The sequence below is a fragment of the Scytonema hankhaensis NUACC26 genome (assembly GCF_045865695.1).
Lineage (GTDB): Bacteria > Cyanobacteriota > Cyanobacteriia > Cyanobacteriales > Nostocaceae > Scytonema.
In genome coordinates, this window is record NZ_BAACAP010000177.1 from 1 (window position 1) to 23,428 (window position 23,428).

Sequence of the window (23,428 nt, forward strand, 5' to 3'; positions counted from 1 at the left end):
CTTTATGACAATGCTAATAGATGATGTTCAATTTTGTCAAGTAATGTTCAGTCAATCATGGACTAGGAGATAACTCTATATTTTTGGTGTTGCCCAAGCATTCTTCTATCTGAATAATTCTCACTGGTCAACTTTTAAGATTACTTGTCACTTAATTCCCCGTTACTTTCAGTGCTTTGCAGAACCATTTCAAAGTTCATTCTCTGTTCGGCGTTACGTAAAAAATAACCACTAATCATGGCGGAGGCAAGTAAGCGACCTAGATGTTCGCGGTTAGTCGCGATCGTAACTCCAAAGTGCTCTGAAGGCAAGTTCCCTAATAATCCCACAATATTACGCTCCATAGCTTGAAAAACTTCTGGAGAAGTCGGTTTGGATAGCTGGCTAATTATATCTGGGCTTAGAGATTTAACATACTGCAATAACAAATTGCCTGTTTCTGACTCACCGTTAAAGAATTCTGAGACTCGGTTAGATGGGTTACTCACTTTTACCTCCTTATGAATACCACAATTGTGGTCAAAATTACTTAGATTACAATTACCCCTTTACCTAGGGACAATGCTTTCGCGTTATATGTTCCTATAATCTAATGTAACAAGTAACTTTTTGTTTGGGAGTCGTTGTAACCGTACCATGAGTATCGGGTTTTTCATCTCGGTAATCAGTGACCACCTGACCAGTGACCAGTGACCAGTAACCAGTAACTAACTTGCTAGGTATTCGTTCATACCTACTTTGGATTTACGGAGTTTATTGAGGGCTTCTCTCTCAATTTGTCGGACTCGTTCGCGGCTGATGTTAAGAAGTTCGCCAATTCTGGAGAGTGTCAACGCTTGTCCATCATTTAAACCAAATCGTAAAGATAAGACTTCTCTTTGTTGTGGTGTCAGTTCCGCCATAAGACGTTCCAAATCGTTAGATAAGGATGATTGGGTCACAAAGTCTTCTGGAGAAGTTCCTGGATCTTCTAACATTTCTCCTAGTTCTGTATCGTAGTTATCACCCAATCGTAAATCTAAGGATAATGGTAGCCTCGCTTTTTCGAGATACTCTCGTACTTGTCTTGGCGTTAGTTCTAATTCTTCGGCTAATTCGGAAGCTGTAGGAGCACGTCCCAATCTTTGGGATAATTGACGCTGCGCTTTCTTGATTTTATTAAGTTTTTCTGTTATGTGAATGGGCAATCTAATGGTACGACCTTTTTCAGCGATCGCACGAGTGATAGCTTGACGTATCCACCAATAAGCGTAGGTTGAGAACCTATATCCTTTTGTGGGGTCAAATTTTTCTACACCCCTTTGCATTCCTATGCTACCTTCTTGTATTAAGTCAAGCAAATCAACATTTCGCTTAATATATTTTTTAGCTACAGACACAACAAGCCGCAAATTCGCTTCTACCATCTTGCGTTTCGCTACTTCGCCATCTGCGATCGCTTCGTTTAATTCAGCAGGTTCTAGCTGTGTTGCCTTTGCCCACTCTTCTAGAGATGGTTGACGATTTAACTGAGTAGCTAAGACTTCCCTGATTTCATGTAATGCTGTTGAACGTTGTACTTGCTTTCCGTAAAATATTTCTTCCTCGTGCGACAGGAGTGGCACTTTGCCAATCTCGCGTAAGTAAGTCCGCACTAGGTCTGTAGCTGTCTGAGCGGTCTTCATGGCGCTGCTCTTTTTTAATAATTGGGTTTAATAGTGGGGGCTAGAATTGATAGATGCCTTCTGCCATCTGCTTCCTGCCTTCTTCAAGTTGCGTTCGCGAAGCGCAAGCTGTACCCAGCTTATCGCCACTGACGCACAAGGATTATTTTGCGGCTATTGGTCACCCTATTTTGGTTCTTAACTGCAAAAAAATACAGCGATTTCCCATTTTTTACAAGTATCTACAGTTAGATAAAAGCTCGCTATGTAAACACTTTTTATTTTTTATTATTAACTACTGTAACATTTATGATAACGACTTGGCTAGATGTAAGTCCAAATTTCTTTTACTTACAGGTTATTTAAGCCCAATATCCTCCCTCGTAGGATTTATAACCTTATTTAATAAATGTATCTTGTCAAAGAAAAATTTCTAAGTTTTTTCAAAAAAATTCAAGATCAATTGGGGAATGGGGAATAGGGAAACTGGCTCCCCAATGCCCAATGCCCAATCCCCAGTCCCTACCTCTCAGTCGCCGTGTTGTACTCTTGAATAACTTTCACGTCCAAAGTGGTACTTTGAAGCGAACGGATAGCAGCGACAGTGGCTTTTGCCCCAGCAATGGTAGTCACTATCGGGATTTTATAAGTTAAGGCTGTGCGGCGAATGAGTTTAGCATCGCTGTAAGCATCTTCTCCTGATGGGGTGTTAATAATGAATTGAATTCTGTGGTTTTTGATTGCATCCAAAACGTGAGGACGCCCTTCGTGTAGTTTCAGCACCAATTCAACATCTAAACCATGTTCAGTAAGAACGCTACGAGTTCCTTGCGTCGCCATGACAGAAAAGCCTAAATTGATAAACTCTCGGACAACAGCAACGATCGCGGCCTTATCGCGATCGTTCATTGAGACGAAGACTGTTCCACTTAAGGGTAAACGTTCCCCTGCGCCTAGTTCTGCTTTGGCAAAGGCAAGTCCGAAGTCTTTATCGATACCCATCACTTCACCTGTGGAACGCATTTCGGGACCTAAGATGACATCTGTACCGGGGAATTTGTTAAAGGGTAGGACGGCTTCTTTGACAGCAATATGATCGGGAATGACTTCTTTGGTAAATCCTAGTTCTTGTAAGGTTTTACCGGACATAATTAGAGATGCTAGCTTTGCTAGCGGTACGCCCGTAGCTTTGGAAACGAAGGGAACAGTCCGGGAGGCGCGGGGATTGGCTTCAAGGATATAAACTTGGGGTGAATATGTTTGAGAACCAACAATGGCAAACTGGATATTCATTAATCCCACAACATTGAGTGCCTTTGCTAATTGGGTTGTCCAAGCACGAATTTTTTCTAAAACTAACGGGGGTAAAGAAATGCTCGGCAAGGTACAAGCAGAATCTCCAGAGTGAATACCTGCTTGTTCTATGTGTTCCATTATACCACCTATGACGACTTGCCCAGTATGGTCGGCGATCGCATCGACATCGACTTCGATGGCATTTTCCAGAAACTTATCAATGAGAATGGGATGTTCTGGCTCTACCTGTACGGCGAAGGTCATATAACGTTCTAACTCAGTATCAGAGTAGACAATTTCCATTGCTCGCCCGCCCAATACATAGCTAGGGCGCACAACTACTGGGTAACCAATTCGTTTGGCAACTATCAAAGCATCTTCATAACTCCGAGCGGTTCCATTGGGAGGTTGGGCAATATCCAAGTCTTTGAGTATTTTCTCAAACTTCTCTCGGTCTTCAGCCATGTCAATGGAATCTGGTGAGGTTCCCCAAATTTTGGTGATTGGGGATTGGTGAGACAGCCCTGTAGAAAGGTTTCCTTTCGTAGGGGACTGCGTTCGCGAAGCGTCTCCGAAGGAGATACCCGGAGGGTGATTGGCGATTGGCGATTGGGAATTTTCCTCAGTCCCTAGTCCCCAGTCCCTAGTCCCCAATCCCTGTAAATACTTTTGTAAAGGCACTGATAACTTTAACGGTGTTTGACCGCCAAACTGTACGATGACGCCAACGGGGTTTTCTGTCTCAATAATGTTAAGTACGTCTTCTCTTGCTAGTGGCTCGAAGTAAAGGCGATCGCTTGTATCGTAATCGGTAGAAACAGTTTCTGGGTTGGAGTTAACTATGATTGTTTCGTACCCTGCATCTTTTAGGGCAAAGGCAGCATGACAGCAACAATAGTCAAATTCGATACCTTGCCCGATGCGGTTGGGTCCTCCTCCCAAAATCATGACTTTGGGTTTGGTAGTTGGTTGAACTTCGGATTCTTCTTCGTAGGTGGAGTAATGGTATGGGGTGAATGCTTCAAATTCGGCGGCACAGGTGTCTACTGTTTTGTACACTGGAATCACGCCGAGTTGTTTGCGGTATGTCCGCACGTCGTCTTCTGTTGTTTTGGTGGCGTAGGCAATTTGGCGATCGCTAAAACCTTGCCGCTTAACAGCATACATCTGCTCTTTTGTCAACTGTTGCAACGGTGTCCGTTTGAGGAATTTTTCTACATCCAGCAATTCCTGCATCTTATCGAGGAACCAGGGGTCAATACCTGTCAATTCGTAAATTTCCTCTATGGTCATACCTAACAGCATGGCATGACGCACGGCAAAAATACGTTCGGGGTTTGGTGTCCGCAGATGGGCGCGAATTTGTTCGCCACTGGGCAATTTTTCTTTCATGTCACAACCCCAACCCGCACGCCCGGTTTCTAGGGAACGCAGGGCTTTTTGAAAAGATTCGTTAAAGGTTCGCCCAATTGCCATGGCTTCTCCGACTGACTTCATTTGTGTTGTCAGGACTGATTCAGAACCGGGAAACTTTTCAAAGGCGAAACGTGGAATTTTTGTGACTACGTAATCAATGGTTGGTTCAAACGAGGCTGGTGTTTTTTTGGTGATGTCATTGTTGATTTCATCTAGGGTGTATCCTACTGCCAACTTTGCTGCCATTTTGGCGATTGGGAAACCCGTTGCTTTAGATGCCAATGCCGAACTTCGGGAAACGCGGGGATTCATCTCAATGATAACGACATCCCCATTGACGGGATTGATGGCGAATTGAATGTTGGAACCACCCGTTTCTACCCCAATTTCGCGAATTATTTTAATTGCCATATCCCGCAGCCGTTGGTATTCTTTATCAGTTAGGGTTTGGGCTGGGGCAACTGTGATGGAATCTCCTGTATGGATGCCCATGGGGTCGAGGTTTTCTATGGAACAGATAATCACAACGTTATCTGCTAAGTCGCGCATGACTTCTAATTCATATTCTTTCCAACCAAGTAGGGACTGGTCGATGAGAATTTGTGAAACCGGGCTGGCATCAAGACCAGCTTGTGCCATTTCTGCAAATTCTTCCTCGTTGTAGGCAATACCGCCCCCCGTACCACCCAGGGTAAAAGCAGGACGAATAATCAGGGGATACGTACCAATTTTTTTGGTAACTGCTTTGGCTTCTTCTAAAGTTGAAGCTGTTCCGCTAGGGCATACGTTAACCCCGATTTTTTCCATTGCCTCGTTGAACAGTTTTCTGTCTTCGGCTTTCTCAATAGCTGGTAGTTTGGCACCGATTAACTCAACACCGTACCGTTCCAACACTCCATTTTTGGCTAAAGCCACAGCAAGGTTGAGGGCTGTTTGTCCTCCCATGGTTGGTAGAATTGCCTGGGGGCGTTCTTGGGCGATGACTTTTTCGACTAACTCTGGAGTGAGTGGTTCGATGTACGTGCGATCGGCTGTCTCTGGATCGGTCATAATCGTCGCTGGATTGGAATTAACCAACACCACTTCATAACCTTCTTCTCGTAATGCTTTACAAGCTTGGGTGCCAGAGTAGTCAAACTCGCTAGCTTGTCCAATTACGATGGGACCAGACCCTAGCAGCAGAATCTTCCTGATGTCGTCACGGCGGGGCATAGTTGTTGCCTTCAAGTACAGAGAATATAAGTCTCGACCATTGTAAGGGTCTTACAGACTTTTATTTTGCCGCTTTTTGTAGGTTTTATGACAAAGGGGGATTGGGGACTGGCGATTGGGGATTAGGGACTGGTGACTGGCGATTGGGGATTGGCGACTGGTGACTGGCGATTGAGAACGGAGCATTGGATATGGGAGAAATATTAATACTTAATTCCTAATCCCCAATGCCCAATCCCTATTCCCTAATTTTTGCAATTTGTTTGCATTTACACTGAAGATTTTTCTCAAATATGAAGGAACTTTTTTTGAGGAAGATTTTCAACAAGAATTTATGCTTTTTTTAACAAGCTTTTCTTAACAGTGTGAAAAACTATAAATAAGAATAATTATTAACTAGCTGAATGAAACTTTTTTGAGATTAAATATTATGTTTTTTTGTAGATTTTCATAAAAAATGGCAGAGAGATAAATTTTCATCTTCTCTGCCATTTCTTCTACTTGTTTAAGGACGAGTATTTGTAGCTTTTTTAAGTCTTGTGTTAGATAGCTCTATATTATGAGTACTTTAGTTTTGAGCTGGTTGAACAAAACCTAGAGTTAAGCTATCCTTAGCTAGGAAGTGAGCTAGGTGGTAAGCTCTTTCTTCTGTTTTTAACAAGATTTTTTCGTACAAATACCGTGTAGCGCGATCGCCCAAGCTCTCAGCCTGTGCGGCTTGACGGCGAAGAACACCGATAATTGCTTGCTCTGCCTTTAGGTCATTTTCTACCATTTGACGGCAAGAGAATACGCCATCCGCTTCAGGTTCAAAGCAGCACAGTTCTGCTAATTTGCTAAAGGTTGCAACTGGCACTCCACCCAGTCCATCCAAACGTTCTCCAATATCATGAACGTGTTCTTGCGCTTCACCATAGCTTTCGTTGAAGAACTCATGCAGCGAGTAGAATTCTGCACCTTCAACTACAAAATGATGCTTTTGGTACTGCAAGTACAGTGCTTGGAAACTGGCTAACAGGACATTAAACCCTTCACAAACTGGCTCAGTTACACTTTTGTCCAGGAGAACAGGATTGTCATAAACATGACCAAAATTTCGTAACACAGTTTGCGTTTCAGACATGGTTTTCCTCGCTTTATGGCAGACGCAGTTTTTAACTGCTTTGGTCTTTACATATTAACATTTTAAAAATAATAGCAAGCCCGATCGTCATCACAGAATTTTGACTGTTTTATTTAAAGAATGCTCAATGTATCTTATGTATTTTTATTTTAGCAAAAAAATGTAATCTAAAGCACTGACATTCTCAATAATAAATGCTAAAGCAGTGACCAGCGATCGGTGACCAGTGACCAGTGACCAGTGACCAGTGACCAGTGACCAGTGACCAGTGACCAGTGACCAATGACCAGTGACCAGTAACCAGTGACCAGTGACCAGTGACCAATGACCGGTTAATAGTTAATAAATATTAATCGTTGAGATAGCGTCTGCTTATTACCCAATGCCTAATCCCCAATCCCAAGTTTTTTTTCAAAAATTACTGAGAAAAGTTTGCACTTAGGTTATTCTAATGAATGAAGCTTAGCTTTCCAGATCGGAAAACAATGGGAGCAAAAGCGTAGTAGTTACTGCAAAACTATTGCATATTTAGGGGGATTGTCTTGAAACCATTAACTTCGCAACCACAAGAGGAAAAGTACAATATAGAGGTCAATAAGATAGACCGATGGCAGATATATTATCGTTTGCGGGAGTTAGATATTCCTTGTTGGTGTGAGACGAATCAGTCATTGACGGTTGACATTAACAATGTCACGACTGCTATTCAAATCTGGAGTGTTGTGCGGCAATCTACAGCCTCACGTCAAGAATTGGTTGCGACTTTAAAAAAGTGCTGGCAAATTCGCTATCGGCAGTCATAGTCGCAGAAACTACTGGTAACAATTACCATACTGAAATTAAAGTCTTTGTTAAAGAGAGGTAAAAAGATGGGGAAATGTGACATGACAGAGGTGTCGGAATTCCGTCTAGAGGGACGGTTTCTCGATTTCGTTATTAAAGATGGCTATAAGCTTAAAGGCTTACTGCTAGAAACTTCTGAGGGCGAATGCTACGTTAAACTCGCCAAACATTTACGCATTGCTTTTGATTGGCGGTTACAAAAGGGAACTTGGCTTCAAGTCTTGGGTGAGAAAAAGCACGATTTGAAAACGGGCGAAGTCAAGCTCAAAGCTTATCAAGTCATGGCAGTCCAAATTGAGGCAAGGAAACATGAGGACAAGGAGACAAGGGAAGAAACAGTTTCCTTGTCTTCTTCTTTTTCTACATCTCCACGTGCTGATGTCGCTATGTCCTCTTCTGGAGAAGTTAGGACAAAAAAATCCACTATATTGGTGTGCCAAAAATCGGATTGCATGAAACGAGGTGGTAAGCAGCTTTGCCAAGCACTAGAAGCATCTGTCAGTGCGTGTGGTTTGGAATCAGAAGTGACAATTAAAGGAACGGGTTGCATGAAAAATTGCAAAGCGGGGCCAAATTTAGTTATGCCAGATAAAACTCGTTACAGTCGGATTCACGCAGCACAAGTTCCTGCACTTATGGATAAACATTTTTCTTCTCAAAGCGCGGCTAATCAGCAAGACAGAGAAAACGAGGTGATTTAACCCGTCGCTAAGTTAACGGATACGGATGGTTATCTACCTACTTCTTAATGCGAATATATACTAGTCAATTTACAGGCATTGGTGTTCAACTACTCACTCGTAGTTTTTGTAAAATCTTTGCAAGTTGGCAAAATTGTCTGATACAAATGGTAACGTGCAATATTACTAAAGCAAAGGCTCATTCTCTTTAGGAATGAGCCTTTATCGTATTGGAATAATATTTTTTGTATTATTTTGTATTACTCCCTTCCCGCTCTTATGATTACCCAAACACGTAGTACCGCGTCTACCTTGAAATGGTGGGTTGAGACAGCAGGGGGAGCAGGGGTGCAGGGGTGCTCTTGAGAAAGAATTATAGACTAATTAACCGATTAATTTCTACTCACAAAATTAGCCTAGATGCGCTAGTAGGGTGGGCACTGCCCACCAAAGCGCTTTGGTGGGCAGTGCCCACCCTACAAAGATCGGTAATTTTAGAGCCCAAAGGGAGTAGTCATCTTGTGCAAACAAGTTCGGACGAAAAGTTATATCCAACTTCTAGCCAGAATCCACCAAATTTTATTTGGTGCTGTTGGCTCAAAAGAGGATTGGTCTTATTACTCCCTTCGGTACCATTCGATTACCTATGGGCGTAGGGTGGGCAATGCCCACCAACGTGATAATGGTGGGCAGTGCCCACTCTACAAAATTCTGTAATTTTAGAGCCCAAAGGGAGTAGGAGGCGGAGCCTCCATGAAAGCATTCCCAGGCTCAGCCTGGGAACGAGGTGATTCGGTTACTGGTCACTGTTTCCCTGCTACAAATTTCTTCTTTTTAGCTTCTGCTAACTTGATGCCATTATCTTCCATTTCTAGAAGTTCTGGGACTGTTACAAAACGATAACCTTGCTTTTTAAAAGTACTAATAATTTGCGGTAATGCTTGGATGGTTCTCGTGCGATTTCCACCACCATCATGCATGAGCACAATTCCACCTGGTTCGGAATTTCTCATAACATTTTTCACTAGCCTGGGTACGGCGGGACGGCTGTAATCAATAGAGTCAGCCGACCACATAACGACTGTCTGTTTCTGGTTTCTAGCATAATTCACCAAGCCGTTGTGCATCATTCCGCCCGGTGGTCTGAATAAAGTTGTTTTTACACCTGTCGTTTTATAAATTAGGTCTGATGTCGTTTCAATTTCAAACGCTGCTGCTTGCGGACTAAAATGATGATACCAGTGATGCCACGTGTGGTTGCCTATAATGTGACCGTCCGCTACTATTTTTCTACCTAACTCTGGGTATTGCTTGAGCATCTGCCCAACGACAAAGAACGTCCCTTTTATATTGTTTTTCTTAAGAATATCTAATATCTTTGTTGTACCGTCAGGCCATGGACCATCATCAAAAGTTAAAGCAATAATTTTCTCACCTGTTATTTGGTTTGCACTTTTAATAGTGATGCCTTGAAAGCGAGATGGGATAGCGTAAGCAAGACCCTTCACACTCGCCTCTTGTTGCCAAGTTGTTATCATTGCTGTCTTGAATTTCTCAAGACGTTGTTGATTACCTGTACTGGCAGCTATTTCTTTTAAATTTACGGGATTTTCAATTTGAGCTTTAGAAGCATTTGGGTTGATAGGCATCATCAAACCAAGACTAAAACTCCCGCATAAAGCAACTAAGGCTATTAATATTCCTTGAGACCAAACATATGATTTATTGCTTTCCACTTCAAGCGCTCCTTCACTTGTGGAACCGTCAGTTACAGTATGACGGTATGTTATAGCACATTTTCTTTAAGTATTTAATATTTCCAGAAATTTCTGAAAATCTTGAAAACTAAAATATAGGCTCAATAATAAATGATAGATATTAAGCCAATAAATATAAGGTTTCAATGCAAGCAAAAACTGGGTGACTTAGTAGTCACATTGCTACTCAATAGTCAGCAAAGATAAAAAAGATAAAATCGATTATACGTTCGGACATAACTTGCTATTTTATTGTACTAAGGGCTTTTGACATATTAAAACCAGAACGGAAAAATCTTTGCGACTTGTTTTAGGCTAAAAGCCAAGCCACATCAGACTGCTCAATTTATAGTCTCAACACCACAGTTCAAAATTATATACCCCAGTATATTCTACTGCTGAATATTGTTCCTTTCTAGAAAAAAAAGTTAAAATTTGAACATATTAAGTTTACTCTCATTTTTCTAACAATAAGCTAGACGTGGGCTGACTTAATATGTTTCTTATTAGAAATCAAAATTCCTGGTTAATGCAAATGTCATTAACCTATCTTTACAAGGCATACTTGAATTGATTTCACTTTATGCCTTATATAGATGAAAACAAAAGCTTAAATAATAAGCATTTGCGTCTTCTGCCTTGGGTGGTTCATCTCAGCTTGTACTAAGGTAAGTATAAAGTGGTTGCCTTGATGGAAAACTCACAATCACAAGTTTATTACGACTGTTACCTCATTAATATTCTATATTAAACATATATGTTTTCAGTATAAATACTGAACTTAACTATAAGTTTCATAAATTGTGTATTCTCTACATATTTTGTGGTGGAGTTTTTGAAGGATTTCACGAGCTAACAACAGTGCAAAATCCTATACAAATAATTAAAGCTTATGTAAACATGGCAGACAGTATTTAAAATTTCTATGAAGTCAACAGAAATTGTGCTCTACTCTGCATTATCTATGTTAAGTTCCTATGCAACCCATAAATCCTGGGCAAATCGTACAGCAAAGCTAGCAAGTGGAATGGAAAGGGAGGATAACACAACGTATCCCCACCGAGGATGATGGCTAAGTAGTAAACCAAGCGCTATTGACAGCGATACAACGCCGTAAGCTAGACGGTTTAGAGAAATTGTACCTCCAGAAGCTAGTAGCATGGCGATCGCACACAATCCGTAAACCAGTGCGCTCGTACTAATTTCGGTACGGAAAAGCCATAGTAAATAGATTCCTCCAACAATCATCACAACGTTAGTCAAGGGATCGCCTGCTAAGAGCCAAAGAAGTAGTCCCAAGAAAGCAAAGCCATATCTGACTTTGCGAGCTGCTAATTGTTTGCGGAAACGCCACAACAAGTAACCCATAATGGTAATCATTAGAAATAACAATGGATGCCAAGGGTCTTTTATGTAGCCGTACTTCCAATTGGTTGTACCAACAAGAATTTGCATAAACATCTTTAACCAACGTATCCAGTCAAATCCCCATGAAGGACGCCATGCTTTCTGTGCGTGGAGAAATGCCAAAGGATCGTTGTATTTTATCTGACAGTAGAAACTGAACAAAAGTAGACCACAACCAGTGGATAAACTGGCAAGAAAAGCGCCGATCCCTCTGCGATCGAGTATTGTAACCAATACAAATGATATCCACAAAGCGATTCCGGTGGGACGTGTTGCTGTAGCAAGAGAACCCCAAAGAGCAGTCCAGCCGTACTTTTGATTGTCAAAAGCCCCTAAAGCTGCCGTACTTAGAAGAAGATACAAGCCTTCCGTGTAAATAACTGTACCAAACAAAGACAAGGGAAACCATGCCAAAACAGCAGTTGTCCACCTTGCTGCATTAACTCCATGACGTTCGTTTATCCAAATATATAAGACTATGAGTGCTCCTAAAAACGCTAAATTATTCACCAGCGTTCCAGCTACTTCAAAAGGCAAGCCAACAGTCATTATTGCCCGAACAATTAAAGGAAATAATGGAAAAAAAGCAACTATTGCAGATGGTTCTCCATTTTGAGAATCAGTGTAACCTTGAGTTGAGACAATATTGTATTGTTTGCTATCCCAAGCATTGAAAACATCCCAGCTAAACGTGGCTGCAAGACCTCCAGGTGGAGATGGTAACAAAGGAGCAACTAACAACATAATTACTGCAATAAATAGCCGACTTGTTAGCCACATTGTTATTGCAAAAAAGAATCCTTTGCTTAGGAAGTTTGGAAGTTTCATCATGGTTTTTGAGAAAACAAATAAACATCATCGCGAGCGTAATTTAATTGAAATTTTGAATGGCTTTTGAGTTGATTAAGCAAGCTAGTAGCAAACTGTTGATTGCTCGCCCAACCTGGATGCCGAACATTGAGCAACACGTATTGAAATTGAGCTAAATCCTTGGGTGGCGAATCAGCATTTGTTAACTGAATGAATTGTCTGTGCGACAAATGTGGAGAAATGGAAGCTGTCGTGTAGAGACTTTCCTTTGATTGAACTCGTGCGATCGCGAAGCGCAAGCCGTACCCGGCTATCGCCTTTGGCGCAAGCCGTACCTGGCTTATCGCTTCTCGTGTAGCTGGCAAATTATCTACCAATTCTAAATATTTGCCACTAAAATGGGTGAATTTAGCTAAACATAAAAATGTTATTAAAGACCATATAATAATGAATTTTGGTTTCTTTAACCATCCACGATTTGAAGCAAGACTGGCAATAACAGCTAACAATAAAAATGGAAGTGCTGGTAGAGAATACTGATGGACTAAATCTTTTTGTGGTTGATAGTCAGCAATTAGGTTGAGTGCGACACATGGAATGGCACCTATTAAAGGTTTAAGGCTTTGCCAAGACAACCCCCAAGCAACAGGGACTAAGAGCAAAACTAAATATCCCAAGTTCTCGAAAGAGAAAACTTTTCCTAAAACAACCCCTGGTTTCAACACCAAATTTTGAGCAATTTCTACAACTGAGTTCCCCAAATAACTGTAACGTCCAACGGCGGCTGCTTCCCGACCGCTAAAAAAAGGAATCACAATTTGAGAACTGATGAAAAACCAAGCAATGCCAGTACTAATAGCAAACGCACCACAGAAACGTCGCTTCTCAATTAAAAGTAACCAAACGCCCATAGCTGCTACTGTAAGTGATAGGACAGCTTTGCATCCCAAAATAAAGACAATGCCAAAACAAAACCAAGCAACTTTACCCTGTTTTGCCCACCATATTGTTGCCAAGAACATAGGGAGAGCCATAACTTCCGGGTGAAAATCAAATAGATTGACGTTGTAAATAAGCGGATACAGTAAATACACAGTCACCATTGCAATTGATTGCCGATCTGTTAATTTAGCTTGACGCGCCAAATACCAAGTTGGTAAAGCACCAATTGCTAAAGCTATTGCCTGTACGGCAAATAACCAGTAAACACTAGGATAAATTTTGTAGAGTAAAGCTAAGGGATAGAAAATGAAAGCAGCATGATCCCCAAGAATGTGATAACCCATGAAAGAAGAAACAGGCGTTAGACCTTGACTAATCAAGTAAACTGCCTGGTCAAAGATTCCTAAATCAAAAGCAGTTGATTGAAAAAGGATATGTCGTAAACTGCTAGATACAAAGAGAAGAATGGCACTAACACCAATCATCCAAATAACTGTACTAGGAATTATCACTTTTGTTTTCACGTTAGTAGTTAGTAGTTAGTAGTTAGTGGTTGGTAGTTAGTGGTTGGTGGTTGGTGGTAAGTGGTTGGTAGTTGATGACAACTAACAACTATCAACTAACCACTAACTACTATCAACTAACAATTTACTAATTAAGCCAACCAAAGATTCTGGGAAAATCGTACAGCAAAAGTGACCAATGGAATCGCAAAGAAGCCAATAATTAAATAACCCAAACGAGGATATCGAGCCAGTAACAACCCGAAAGCAAATGAAAGCGTTACAATTGCGTAGGCATAACGGTCAACAGAGGCTACAAGCCCTGTATTAAAAATCATTGCATAGGAGCATAAGCCATAGACAAAAGCAGCAAGAGGAAGCTTCTTCCTTGATAACCAAAGTAAACTAAGACCGCCAAAAATCATTACTGTTTTCAGGAATGCATCTCCTGCCATAATCCAGACTACAAGCAACAAAAAACAAAAGCCATACCTTACTTTTGTTGAACCTAGTTGAGAACGGAATCGCCACAGTACATAACCAACCCCAAGGACAATTGCAAACAGCAGTGGGTACGAAAAGTCTTTGATGCTACCGTGTCTTACATTGACCGAACCAACCACAATTTGCATGAGTACCTTCCACCAACCGCCCCAGTTAAAGCCATAGGAAGAACGCCACCCTTTCTGAGCATTGAGAAAAGCTAGGAAGTCCCCAAATTTTATTTGACAGTATAAGCTGTAGAGCAGTAAACCTCCACTAGCTACCAAACTAGCAATGAAAGCTTTGACACCTCGGTGCTGTTTCCAAGACGCAAATAAAAAAGCGCTTATTAGAGCTACTCCTGTGATTCGCGTTGCTGTGGCTAGCGATCCCCACAATGCTACCCAAGTATATTCCTTTTTATCAAAGGCTCTTAAAGCAGATGTACTGCACAGGAGAAAAAGTCCTTCAGTGTAAATTACAGTTCCATAAACAGAATAGGGACACCACGCTAAAACAGCAGTCGCCCAACGAGCAGCACTAGTACTGTAACGCTCTTCAACCCATAAGTAAAGAACTACCAATGCTGCTAAAAACGCCAAGTTATTGACCAATGTACCTGCAATTTCAAAAGGCAAGCCAAAGGTCATAAATACTCGCGTAACTAAGGGAAATAATGGAAAAAATGCAACTGAATATAATTTATTGTTATCGGAGTAATAGTAATCTTTAGTTGCAATTTGCTCGTACCAACCACTATCCCAAGCATAGAAAACCTCCCAGTCAAATTTAGCAGCAACACCATTTGGTGGAGCAGGAATCAAGGGGGCAATCAATAACATCACAACGATTATGACTAAGCGGCTCGATAGCCACATTGTCAAAGGAAAAAAAATGTGTGGGAGTTGGGGATTAGGGATTGGGGATTGGCGATTAGGGATTGGGGATTGAGTATTAGTCACTGGTCAGGTGGTCACTGATTACTGGTCACTGATTACTGGTCACTGGTCACTGTTAAAAGTACTGATGATTGAGAAACGCCTCCAGTTTCTTTCAAGGTATAAATAGGACGCCCTTTCACTTCTTCATAAATACGACCAATATACTCCCCAAGAATACCAATGCAAAATAATTGGACAGATCCAATAAAGAATAGAGCAATGGTAATCAGAGTAAAGCCCATTAATGGAGTTGCAGGATCGAATAAGCGCCAGTAAAGCACGAGGAATATCATAAATACAGCTGCTACTGCTGACACTAACCCTAGGTAAGTTGCTAAGCGCAAGGGAACTCTTGACAAGGAAATAATTCCATTCAGTGCTAACGCCCAAGATTTACCAAAGGTATATTTGACTTTTCCTGCATAACGAGGTTCTCTTTCAAAGTAAACGGCTGTTTGACGGAACCCTACCCAAGCCCTTAAACCCCGAATGTAGCGATTGCGTTCTGGCATAGAGTTGAGAATATCAACGACTTGCCTATCCATCAAGCAAAAATCACCCGTATCTGGTGGTATGTCCACATCAGACAACCTTTGGAGAATGCGATAAAACGCAAAAGCCGTGAAGCGTTTTAGCCAAGTTTCTTGTTTGCGAGAGATTCGTTGGGCATAAACGACTTGGTAACCTTGTCGCCATTTTTCAATCATGGACAGAATCAGTTCTGGTGGATCTTGGAGATCGGCGTCCATGACGATCGCAATCCTACCCTGAACGAAGTTCAAACCTGCCGTAACCGCAATCTGATGACCAAAATTTCGAGCTAAGCTCAAGTATCGTATCCGACGATCGCTTATGTGGAGATCGCGTATCAGAAACAGCGAGCGATCGCGACTTCCATCATCTACTAGAATAACCTCTGTTTCCCCGTCTAATTGCTGCATCACGTGGCACAGACGCCGATGCATCTCAGAGATATTTTCTTCTTCGTTATATATCGGTATAACTATAGAGTATATTGGCTTAATCACAGCTATAACAGTTCTCCTGTTAGATTGGGGATCGAGGATTGGGTATTAGGACAAATGCTTATTAAATAACTAAGCATCATATAGGGCATATTGCAAGCAAAATAACAAGTAAGCAGTACTTGTAATATTTTTCACCCCTCATCCTATTCAGGTGTATAAGAAAATACAAGTATAATACAATACTCTTAATTCATCTTGCTGTATTTGTGCAACGCCCAAAATTTGCCACTTTAACAACAATCCAACCAAATCACTTATTGGTAGACGGGATTATTTTGTAATAGTTCTCTTCACTATACGTTAGAGCGATCGCATTACCCTAAACCTGTATTCAACAATTGCTGTATATGTAGTTGTAGAAGTTGTATTTTACTTTGCACAATATCCCAAATAATCTCATCTTCTACGTGAAAATAAGTATGAGCAAGAATATCTCGTAAACCAGCTATCTTACACCACTCTATTTCAGGATATCGAGCACGCATATCTTGAGGAACATTTTTAACAGCTTCCCCAATGACTAAAAGGTTAAAAATTACAGCTTCAAAAGTCCGCTCATCTGCAACAAACTCTTCAAAAGTCATAGCTTGAGTATAATGCAGTATTTTCGTACAACTAGAAACAATATCTTCTAAATACAGCTTGATATTACGCGACATAGATTGCTTCTTGCTCTACAGTTTCACGAATTTGCGGCTTCAAAGCTTTCCAAGTCACCAAATCTATGCGAGTTCCCAACTGCTCCTCTAAATAGAATTTGACATCCATGTATCGGTCAAAGGTAATCGGTGGTTCTAAATCAATCAAAATATCTATATCGCTATCTGATTGAGCTTCATCTCTAGCTACAGAACCAAATAAAGCTAGGGAATGAACACCTAACACTGCCAAATGAGTCTTTAGATTTTTGAGAATAGCAATGACTCGATCGCGTTCCATATAATTGACAAAATATTTCTAAAATAGTACGATAGCTAATACTATCATAAAGTTGATAACTCAATAGATACTAATATGTAAATCATTATAATTCACTCTTTTGTTTTGTTAAATAAACTCTATTCCTAGTCCGTTTTCTGTGCCAAGAGCACAATAGATACACCAAACGGTAAGCTAAACCGGTTTAGTAAATAGCGCTCGCTTGCAAACAAAAGACTCAAAAATCGATTCACAGGTTTCGATGGCAAAGCTATATCACTGTTAGCAACAGAATTGCTCTCCAAACGGAACAACCTCCGCAAGCCACGAACAAGAGCAACGACAGGGAATAAAAAAGTATTAAAGTAACTGCTGTAACTGACTGCAAAACCAGCTTTCCTCACAAGTTGCTTCAAGCCTTTTAACACATAACGCCGTTTGTGATGGTTAATTTCATCATGCTGACTCCATAAAAACTGGTATGCAGGAACTGTCACTAATAACCAGCCACCAGGCTTGAGTTTCGAACGCAATGCTAACAAAGCTGCTTTATCGTCCTCTATGTGTTCTAAGACATCGAGTATAACAATCAGATCGTATTTCTCTGTAAAAGGAATATTGTTTGGCAAACTTCCTAACAGAACTTGGATGACTTGCCTCTCGTTAGCGATTATACAAGCAACTTCATCTATCTCCATGGCTGATAATTGACCGTGTTGAGCCAGCATACTCAAGTTACCGCCCGTACCGCACCCAGCTTCTAAAATTTTGGGATTTTTGGGCAAAGCGAGCTTGCGAATTATCCTATTTACGATCGCACGGCGACCAACAAACCACCAATGCTTGTCTTCAACGGCGGCATACTGGAGATAAAAATTTTTGTCCATAATTTTGAATTGTCATTTGTGATGAGTAAGGGTTTCAGATATCTTTACATTTTTTAATATAGTTATGTGTATTTCTGCTTAGCCACTTATTCAAATTAGAACATAGAGGCAGAGCCTCTAAAGAAGGCATTCCCAGGCGGAGCCACCGGATCGAGAAACGCAGCAAATGACAAGTGACCAATTAACTTCCTGTCACTGGTCACTGGTCACTGGTCACTGGTCACTCTATAGTATTGTTGTTTGTCGATCCCAAAATAATTGTGAAAGCAATAACACTTCTTGGTTCTACTGGCTCGATAGGTACCCAGACTCTAGATATAGTAGCTCAGTCAAGCGATCGCTTTCGGATTGTTGGACTTGCTGCTGGGAATAATGTAGAACTTTTGGCTGCTCAAATCCGGCAATTTCGACCCAGCATAGTAGCGCTGTGCGCCGTAGAGAAATTACCAGCACTCACTGAAGCAATTAAAGATATCGATCCCCAACCTATTGTACTTGCAGGGGAGGCTGGAGTTATTGAGGTTGCCCGATATGGCGATGCCGAAACCGTCGTTACGGGTATTGTTGGTTGTGCTGGTTTGTTACCGACGATTGCAGCAATTGAGGCTGGCAAAGATATTGCCTTGGTAAATAAAGAAACACTGATTGCTGGCGGTCCCGTCGTTTTACCCTTGATTGAAAAACATGGTGTAAAATTATTACCAGCTGATTCAGAACATTCGGCTATTTTTCAGTGTTTGCAAGGTGTTCCTAAAGCTGGTTTAAAGAAAATTTTACTCACTGCTTCTGGTGGTGCTTTCCGTGATTGGGAAGTAGACAGGTTAGCAGAGGTGACTGTTGCTGATGCTCTCAAGCATCCTAATTGGACAATGGGACCTAAAGTTACCATAGACTCAGCCACTTTGATGAATAAAGGGTTGGAAGTCATTGAAGCGCACTTCCTCTTTGGGTTGGATTATGAAGACATCGAAATTGTGATTCATCCCCAAAGTATCATTCACTCGCTGATCGAACTGCAAGATACCTCTGTCTTAGCTCAACTCGGTTGGCCCGATATGCGTTTACCTATACTTTATGCTTTGTCCTGGCCAGACCGTATTTACACAAATTGGGAACGTTTGGATTTAGTGAAAGTTGGCAGTTTAACCTTCCGCGAACCCGATCACCAAAAATATCCTTGTATGAAGCTAGCATACGCTGCGGGTCGCGCTGGTGGTTCAATGCCAGCTGTATTAAATGCGGCAAACGAGCAAGCTGTGGCTTTGTTTTCGGAAGAAAAAATTCGGTTTTTAGATATTCCTTGGTGTATTGAATGGGTGTGCGATCGCCACTCAAAAGATAACCGTTCAAATCCCTCTTTAGACGACATTGTAGCAGCAGATCGATGGGCAAGACAGGAAGTTCTCACAGCAACTGAAAACCTACAATCTCGCTCTCATATTATTTCTGCACGGTAACTCGCAAAGGAGTGAATAAGTGAAAAGTCAAAAGTTAAAAAATAAAATGCTTTAACTTTTGACTTTTGAATGCTGACTTTAATTAGCTTTTCACCAATGGTTTACCTGGATATACAGTACCTTAAGGTTATCCTTATCAAAATAGGAATCATAAATGATTTATGAAAAAATCTCAGTACTGTAGGGGAGCCACCCTCGTGCGCGTCTTTATGCGCGACTGCTAGGAGTGGCGTTGGGCAATACCCACCAAAAGGTTTATGTGGTGGGCTGTCTTCCCTACCTACGTATATTTCAAAAATCAAATAGGAGTTCTATATCAATGATACTTGTTGGAAAAAAGAACGCGATACATAAATTTTATATTGAACGTAAAGCTTTACGCTCTTCGCTTTCTTAATTCAAAAGAAAGGTAATTTCCCTATAAAGCAACCAACAATAAAAAATATTTATTCTATTAGAAGCTTATATAGTTGGTACTGAATAATACTGTTTTACAGCAACTTTTTGTATTATGCCATCCTGAAAAATACTGATTTTTTATATAACGATTATAGAAAACACTATCCCAGACTATTATAACTCCTAAAGCATCAATTGAAGAAATTCAATAAAATTTACCATTGTTTTTTTAAAAAAAGTATCTAAAACTTACCCTATTTCTGATTTTTTTGTTGTATATTAAGCGGAGAACAATTACAAAACTCAAAACGAACCCGTAATACGTTAGACGTATATATTTTGCGTCAGAGCATATACAACTTCTATGCTTATGAGAGTATTACATTTGTAATTGTTACAAATGTCCGATTTTTCTTTGTCAATTCACATATTTGTTCATCAGGGTTATCTCAAAGGAGTAGTGTGTCTATGATTGCTACACTGCTTGTAGCTTGGATTGTCTTTACAATCCTAGTTAAAGCTATGAAAACAACGGCAAATACTGCATTTATTGTTGCTGTCAGTATTGTTTTATTAGAAGCGGGTTTTGGTATTAGTCCACCAGATATCTGGAACTCTGTCATGAATTTGCCCAAATCCACGCAAACAGTGACTAGTGACCAGTACAATGACCAGTGACCAGTGACCAGCGACCAGTGACCAGCGATCGATGTAAGAAGTATCTCCCACGCTTAAAATTCAGAGGGAATTTTCTGTTTGTTCTCTGTTCCGCTTTTTTGTAATTTCTATCGTTTTAATAACGATGTAGTACGAATACACCTGATTACGTAACTGGTCACTGGTCACTATACTGGTCACTGACTTATTGATGCAGAAAGGCGTGCCAAAACATCTTGGACTGTGGCGGGTAATTGACGCAAAATTTTACCTCTTTCACGGTCTACTGCCACTAAAGTCACTTGTGCAGTTACATATAATTCTTGTCTATCTGGCGATTCAATGGCGTAATCCCAGTTAATACGAACTCCTGTGACTTCAGCCATGCGCGTTCTCACAACTGCTGCCATGCCTAATTGAATAGAACGGTGATAGCGTACTGATAGTTCTACAACGGGTAGATCGCAACCCAAAACTACAAGTTCGGCGTAGTCAACCCCAATTGCTCGCAAGCATTCTACACGTGCTTCTTCCATCCAAGCTATGTAAGTACCGTGCCAAACAACACCAGCATAGTCAGTATGGTGTGGTTGAACTCTTACAGGATATTCAAACCAATTTTCTGACCCTTGATTTGATAGTTTGTCAAGAGCACTTGTGGGAGGAAGTTGTGGCTGATTTAGTGTTTCTTCTGACATTTTCAAAACTCAAGAGACTGCCTCATCTGACATAGCATAAAATTTGTACAAAGTGTGCAACAAATTTTTTAATGATATGGAGCGATCCCAGTGCTATACTGCAATAGTTGAAATGAAGAGGGATCGCAGGCGCAATACTGCTCAGTTTTGGTGAGAAAAAGATTGCAGATATTACTCCAGCGTTTGCACCTTCTGCCACGCCACTTGCTGTAGCCTGTGGAACCCGTCCACCGCAGTGACTCCTTTGCCTTCTTACTTCTGCCTTTATACACCAGGAAATTAAGGTAATGGAGAGGAAACTTTGATTGTAATTGCTTTGATGCTGAAAATCGGCGCTAAATGCGTTAGTGCTTGAGTACGAGCCGCTATCAGTGGCGATACTCAATTGTTAAGTAAGTACATATTGCACTGACTTTATTGCCCAAACGAATTTGACAATAATAAGTATCAAATAATGTGAGTGCTCATTCTTTGATAGGTAGCCTCATCTCCATAGCTAAGAGCTAATTGCTAATGGCTAATAGTTAATGATTTATGGCTCACCATTTTTTAGGGAAAGCAATTAGCGATCGGCAATGAGCTTTTTAGCAATGTTAAATTTAGTAACGCTTCGCTAGAGTTTTAGTTGCTATGGGTGGTTGCACGGGATGCTTGACAATATTGGCAAGTTCCTGTAATTGATTGACCGCTTCTGCACCTTCTAATTTCATCAATTCGCGATCGTCCCGCATCTCAGTCCAAGTGATGCCATAATCGGACACCAAAAATCGGATGAGGTGATTTTCTCCTAAACTGACCATAAACGAAGCACTGTTCATTTGGTCGCCACAAGTATAGCAGGATGCTGGATATCCCCGTCTCTCTAGCACGATTGCTAAAGCTTGCAGGTTCATCACTAAGTCCTGGACAAATTGCCGATGTTGTTGTGCTAATCTGAGAAACACGTCTTTCCTCCTAACACCACTATCATTTGGGTCTCTTTTATATTTTCTTTAGATTCTCTCTCCAACTGGTATTGTAAACTATTCATTACAATTTATAGATGTAAACAGAATCCTTAATTGTTACCTAGATTTAGGTTAATCTATATATTTTTGAGTTGTCGTATCAAAATATTCAGTTTGCTAGTCCATAATTTCGGACAGAACGGCAAAAATTTATATTGTTTTTATACAGTTCTGTCGAGGTAGACGGAAAGCAGTGGTAATTCGCTATTAGATTAACTTAAATTTCGCACAAGTCAACTGAAGAAAATACCGATATTTCCTCTTTATCGGCTACATTGCACTGAAAATGCTACCCCTGATGCTACAAGTGCATCTTTACACCCTTAGTATTGTAAGAGATGGCAAGCTGACTTGACAGTTATCTCACAGCAATTAGTATGACACAATATTCCAAGTATCTGCTTCACTGTTTTGAAAAAAGCACAGGGCAGAGGGTTAAGACTTCTCTTTCATAGCAAGATTTTTGTGATGTTCCGTGAAGGACTAATATAATATGGGGCAGACATGGTTGCTTTTATGCAAGCCAATGTATTACCTACCACCCCTAAATACGGTAAACACTGTCTACACTACTTATGCAGCAGATGTTGGTGGGCAATGCCCATCCTACTACTTATGCAGCAGATGTTGGTGGGCAATGCCCATCCTACTACCAATGTAGCAAGTTTCCTCAGTATACTGCGATTGTGTATGGCTTGGTTTCCAACCTAACATGGGCATTTCTGTAAATTAGACCTGAAGCAAGTAGTTTTTGCCCTTCCGCCGACAACTACAAATCGGAAGGGTAACTATCTATACAATCTTTTCCTCTCTACAATCTCAAATGAAAAACCTTAATCGTTTAACTTATAGCTGAATATACTTAAAATCTAAAAACCTATGTTGCCATTTCGGCAGAAATTGGATACTTGGTTAGTAGTTAGTAGTTAGTAGTTGGTAGTTTTTCCCCTACTCCCTACTCCCTACTCCCTACTCCCTACTCCCTAATCAACAATTTGCCACCAACCAAAAGCCGGACCGATAAAACGAATGGTCAACCAAGCAGCAACTAAACCGCCGATTCCAAACCAAGTTAGGCGATTTGCCCATTTCACAAGAAATTCTGCTTGAGATTTGGTAACGGGTATCCAAGGTAGGATACGGGCTTCTTGACCGTATTTCTCCCCTATCAATTCTTTACGACGCTTTGCTTCACCCATAATGTTCAAGAAAAATCAATACCTATGGCTGATAATAGCGCTTGGTTGCAGCGATGGTAAGAAAAAGTTATGAGTTTTAGCAGTTTTCTCTTGGGGATTGGGGATTAGGGATTAGGGATTGG

At 40.9% G+C, this 23,428-nt stretch carries 20 protein-coding genes; 5 read left to right on the top strand and 15 right to left on the bottom strand.

Going from position 1 to position 23,428, the window contains the following annotated elements; all coding sequences use genetic code 11:
- Window positions 1-140: 140 nt before the first annotated feature.
- The 4 genes from ACKTT2_RS16120 to dpsA form a co-directional block, all read right to left on the bottom strand.
- Entirely contained in the window at window positions 141-488 is a 348-nt protein-coding gene (locus ACKTT2_RS16120; RefSeq protein ID WP_407888616.1) for a DUF760 domain-containing protein, read from the bottom strand.
- A 219-nt stretch (window positions 489-707) separates the two neighbouring features.
- On the bottom strand, window positions 708-1,664 hold the full coding sequence (locus ACKTT2_RS16125; protein WP_407888618.1) for an RNA polymerase sigma factor, RpoD/SigA family: 957 nt from the start codon (window positions 1,662-1,664) through the stop codon (window positions 708-710).
- A gap of 501 nt (window positions 1,665-2,165) precedes the next feature.
- The gene (gene carB / locus ACKTT2_RS16130) at window positions 2,166-5,567 is read right to left on the bottom strand and encodes a carbamoyl-phosphate synthase large subunit (RefSeq protein ID WP_407888620.1); all 3,402 of its coding nucleotides are present in this window, start codon (window positions 5,565-5,567) and stop codon (window positions 2,166-2,168) included.
- Window positions 5,568-6,135: 568 nt separating this feature from the next.
- Entirely contained in the window at window positions 6,136-6,690 is a 555-nt protein-coding gene (gene dpsA, locus ACKTT2_RS16135) for a DNA starvation/stress protection protein DpsA (RefSeq protein WP_407888622.1), read from the bottom strand.
- 542 nt (window positions 6,691-7,232) lie between these two features.
- On the opposite strand from dpsA, the gene ACKTT2_RS16140 reads away from it, so the two are divergent.
- Together ACKTT2_RS16140 and ACKTT2_RS16145 are read left to right on the top strand one after the other, a co-directional pair.
- Window positions 7,233-7,493, top strand: a complete 261-nt coding sequence (locus tag ACKTT2_RS16140) for an Asr1405/Asl0597 family protein (RefSeq protein ID WP_407888624.1) — start codon at window positions 7,233-7,235, stop codon at window positions 7,491-7,493.
- A 66-nt stretch (window positions 7,494-7,559) separates the two neighbouring features.
- Window positions 7,560-8,234 carry a (2Fe-2S) ferredoxin domain-containing protein gene (locus ACKTT2_RS16145; protein WP_407888626.1) on the top strand — a complete coding sequence of 225 codons (675 nt, stop codon included), beginning with the start codon at window positions 7,560-7,562 and terminating at the stop codon, window positions 8,232-8,234.
- Window positions 8,235-9,016: 782 nt separating this feature from the next.
- Here the strand turns inward: ACKTT2_RS16145 and ACKTT2_RS16150 are convergent.
- From ACKTT2_RS16150 to ACKTT2_RS16185, 8 genes are all read right to left on the bottom strand, one after another.
- Window positions 9,017-9,949, bottom strand: coding sequence for a polysaccharide deacetylase family protein (locus ACKTT2_RS16150; RefSeq protein ID WP_407888628.1), 933 nt, complete (start codon window positions 9,947-9,949; stop codon window positions 9,017-9,019).
- Window positions 9,950-10,945: 996 nt separating this feature from the next.
- A complete protein-coding gene (locus ACKTT2_RS16155; protein WP_407888701.1) occupies window positions 10,946-12,205 on the bottom strand; it encodes a putative hexosyltransferase in 1,260 nt (419 codons plus the stop codon).
- The gene (locus ACKTT2_RS16160; protein WP_407888630.1) at window positions 12,205-13,653 is read right to left on the bottom strand and encodes a DUF2079 domain-containing protein; all 1,449 of its coding nucleotides are present in this window, start codon (window positions 13,651-13,653) and stop codon (window positions 12,205-12,207) included. The genes ACKTT2_RS16155 and ACKTT2_RS16160 overlap by 1 nt, the downstream gene beginning before the upstream one ends.
- A 131-nt stretch (window positions 13,654-13,784) precedes the next feature.
- Complete coding sequence (locus tag ACKTT2_RS16165) at window positions 13,785-14,957, bottom strand: putative hexosyltransferase (protein ID WP_407888703.1); 1,173 nt, start codon at window positions 14,955-14,957, stop codon at window positions 13,785-13,787.
- Between the two features lie 152 nt (window positions 14,958-15,109).
- On the bottom strand, window positions 15,110-16,084 hold the full coding sequence (locus ACKTT2_RS16170) for a glycosyltransferase family 2 protein (RefSeq protein WP_407888633.1): 975 nt from the start codon (window positions 16,082-16,084) through the stop codon (window positions 15,110-15,112).
- A 314-nt stretch (window positions 16,085-16,398) separates the two neighbouring features.
- Window positions 16,399-16,743, bottom strand: a complete 345-nt coding sequence (locus tag ACKTT2_RS16175) for a HepT-like ribonuclease domain-containing protein (protein WP_407888635.1) — start codon at window positions 16,741-16,743, stop codon at window positions 16,399-16,401.
- The gene (locus ACKTT2_RS16180; RefSeq protein WP_407888637.1) at window positions 16,733-17,023 is read right to left on the bottom strand and encodes a nucleotidyltransferase family protein; all 291 of its coding nucleotides are present in this window, start codon (window positions 17,021-17,023) and stop codon (window positions 16,733-16,735) included. The genes ACKTT2_RS16175 and ACKTT2_RS16180 overlap by 11 nt, the downstream gene beginning before the upstream one ends.
- 125 nt (window positions 17,024-17,148) lie before the next feature.
- Window positions 17,149-17,889, bottom strand: coding sequence for a class I SAM-dependent methyltransferase (locus tag ACKTT2_RS16185; RefSeq protein WP_407888639.1), 741 nt, complete (start codon window positions 17,887-17,889; stop codon window positions 17,149-17,151).
- A 260-nt stretch (window positions 17,890-18,149) separates the two neighbouring features.
- Here ACKTT2_RS16185 and ACKTT2_RS16190 point away from each other — a divergent pair, with 260 nt between their 5' ends.
- Together ACKTT2_RS16190 and ACKTT2_RS16195 are read left to right on the top strand one after the other, a co-directional pair.
- Complete coding sequence (locus tag ACKTT2_RS16190; protein ID WP_407888641.1) at window positions 18,150-19,346, top strand: 1-deoxy-D-xylulose-5-phosphate reductoisomerase; 1,197 nt, start codon at window positions 18,150-18,152, stop codon at window positions 19,344-19,346.
- An 867-nt stretch (window positions 19,347-20,213) separates the two neighbouring features.
- A complete protein-coding gene (locus ACKTT2_RS16195; protein WP_407888643.1) occupies window positions 20,214-20,423 on the top strand; it encodes a hypothetical protein in 210 nt (69 codons plus the stop codon).
- Window positions 20,424-20,599: 176 nt separating this feature from the next.
- Here the strand turns inward: ACKTT2_RS16195 and ACKTT2_RS16200 are convergent, their stop codons facing one another.
- Together ACKTT2_RS16200 and ACKTT2_RS16205 are read right to left on the bottom strand one after the other, a co-directional pair.
- Window positions 20,600-21,100 carry an acyl-CoA thioesterase gene (locus ACKTT2_RS16200; RefSeq protein ID WP_407888646.1) on the bottom strand — a complete coding sequence of 167 codons (501 nt, stop codon included), beginning with the start codon at window positions 21,098-21,100 and terminating at the stop codon, window positions 20,600-20,602.
- A 599-nt stretch (window positions 21,101-21,699) separates the two neighbouring features.
- Window positions 21,700-22,044 carry a DUF1815 family protein gene (locus ACKTT2_RS16205; protein WP_407888648.1) on the bottom strand — a complete coding sequence of 115 codons (345 nt, stop codon included), beginning with the start codon at window positions 22,042-22,044 and terminating at the stop codon, window positions 21,700-21,702.
- Between the two features lie 638 nt (window positions 22,045-22,682).
- Here ACKTT2_RS16205 and ACKTT2_RS16210 point away from each other — a divergent pair.
- The gene (locus ACKTT2_RS16210) at window positions 22,683-22,835 is read left to right on the top strand and encodes a hypothetical protein (RefSeq protein WP_407888650.1); all 153 of its coding nucleotides are present in this window, start codon (window positions 22,683-22,685) and stop codon (window positions 22,833-22,835) included.
- A gap of 255 nt (window positions 22,836-23,090) precedes the next feature.
- On the opposite strand, the gene ACKTT2_RS16215 is transcribed toward ACKTT2_RS16210, so the two are convergent.
- Window positions 23,091-23,306 (bottom strand): DUF2839 domain-containing protein, encoded by a 216-nt coding sequence (locus tag ACKTT2_RS16215; protein WP_407888652.1) that lies wholly within the window; start codon window positions 23,304-23,306, stop codon window positions 23,091-23,093.
- Window positions 23,307-23,428: the final 122 nt, after the last annotated feature.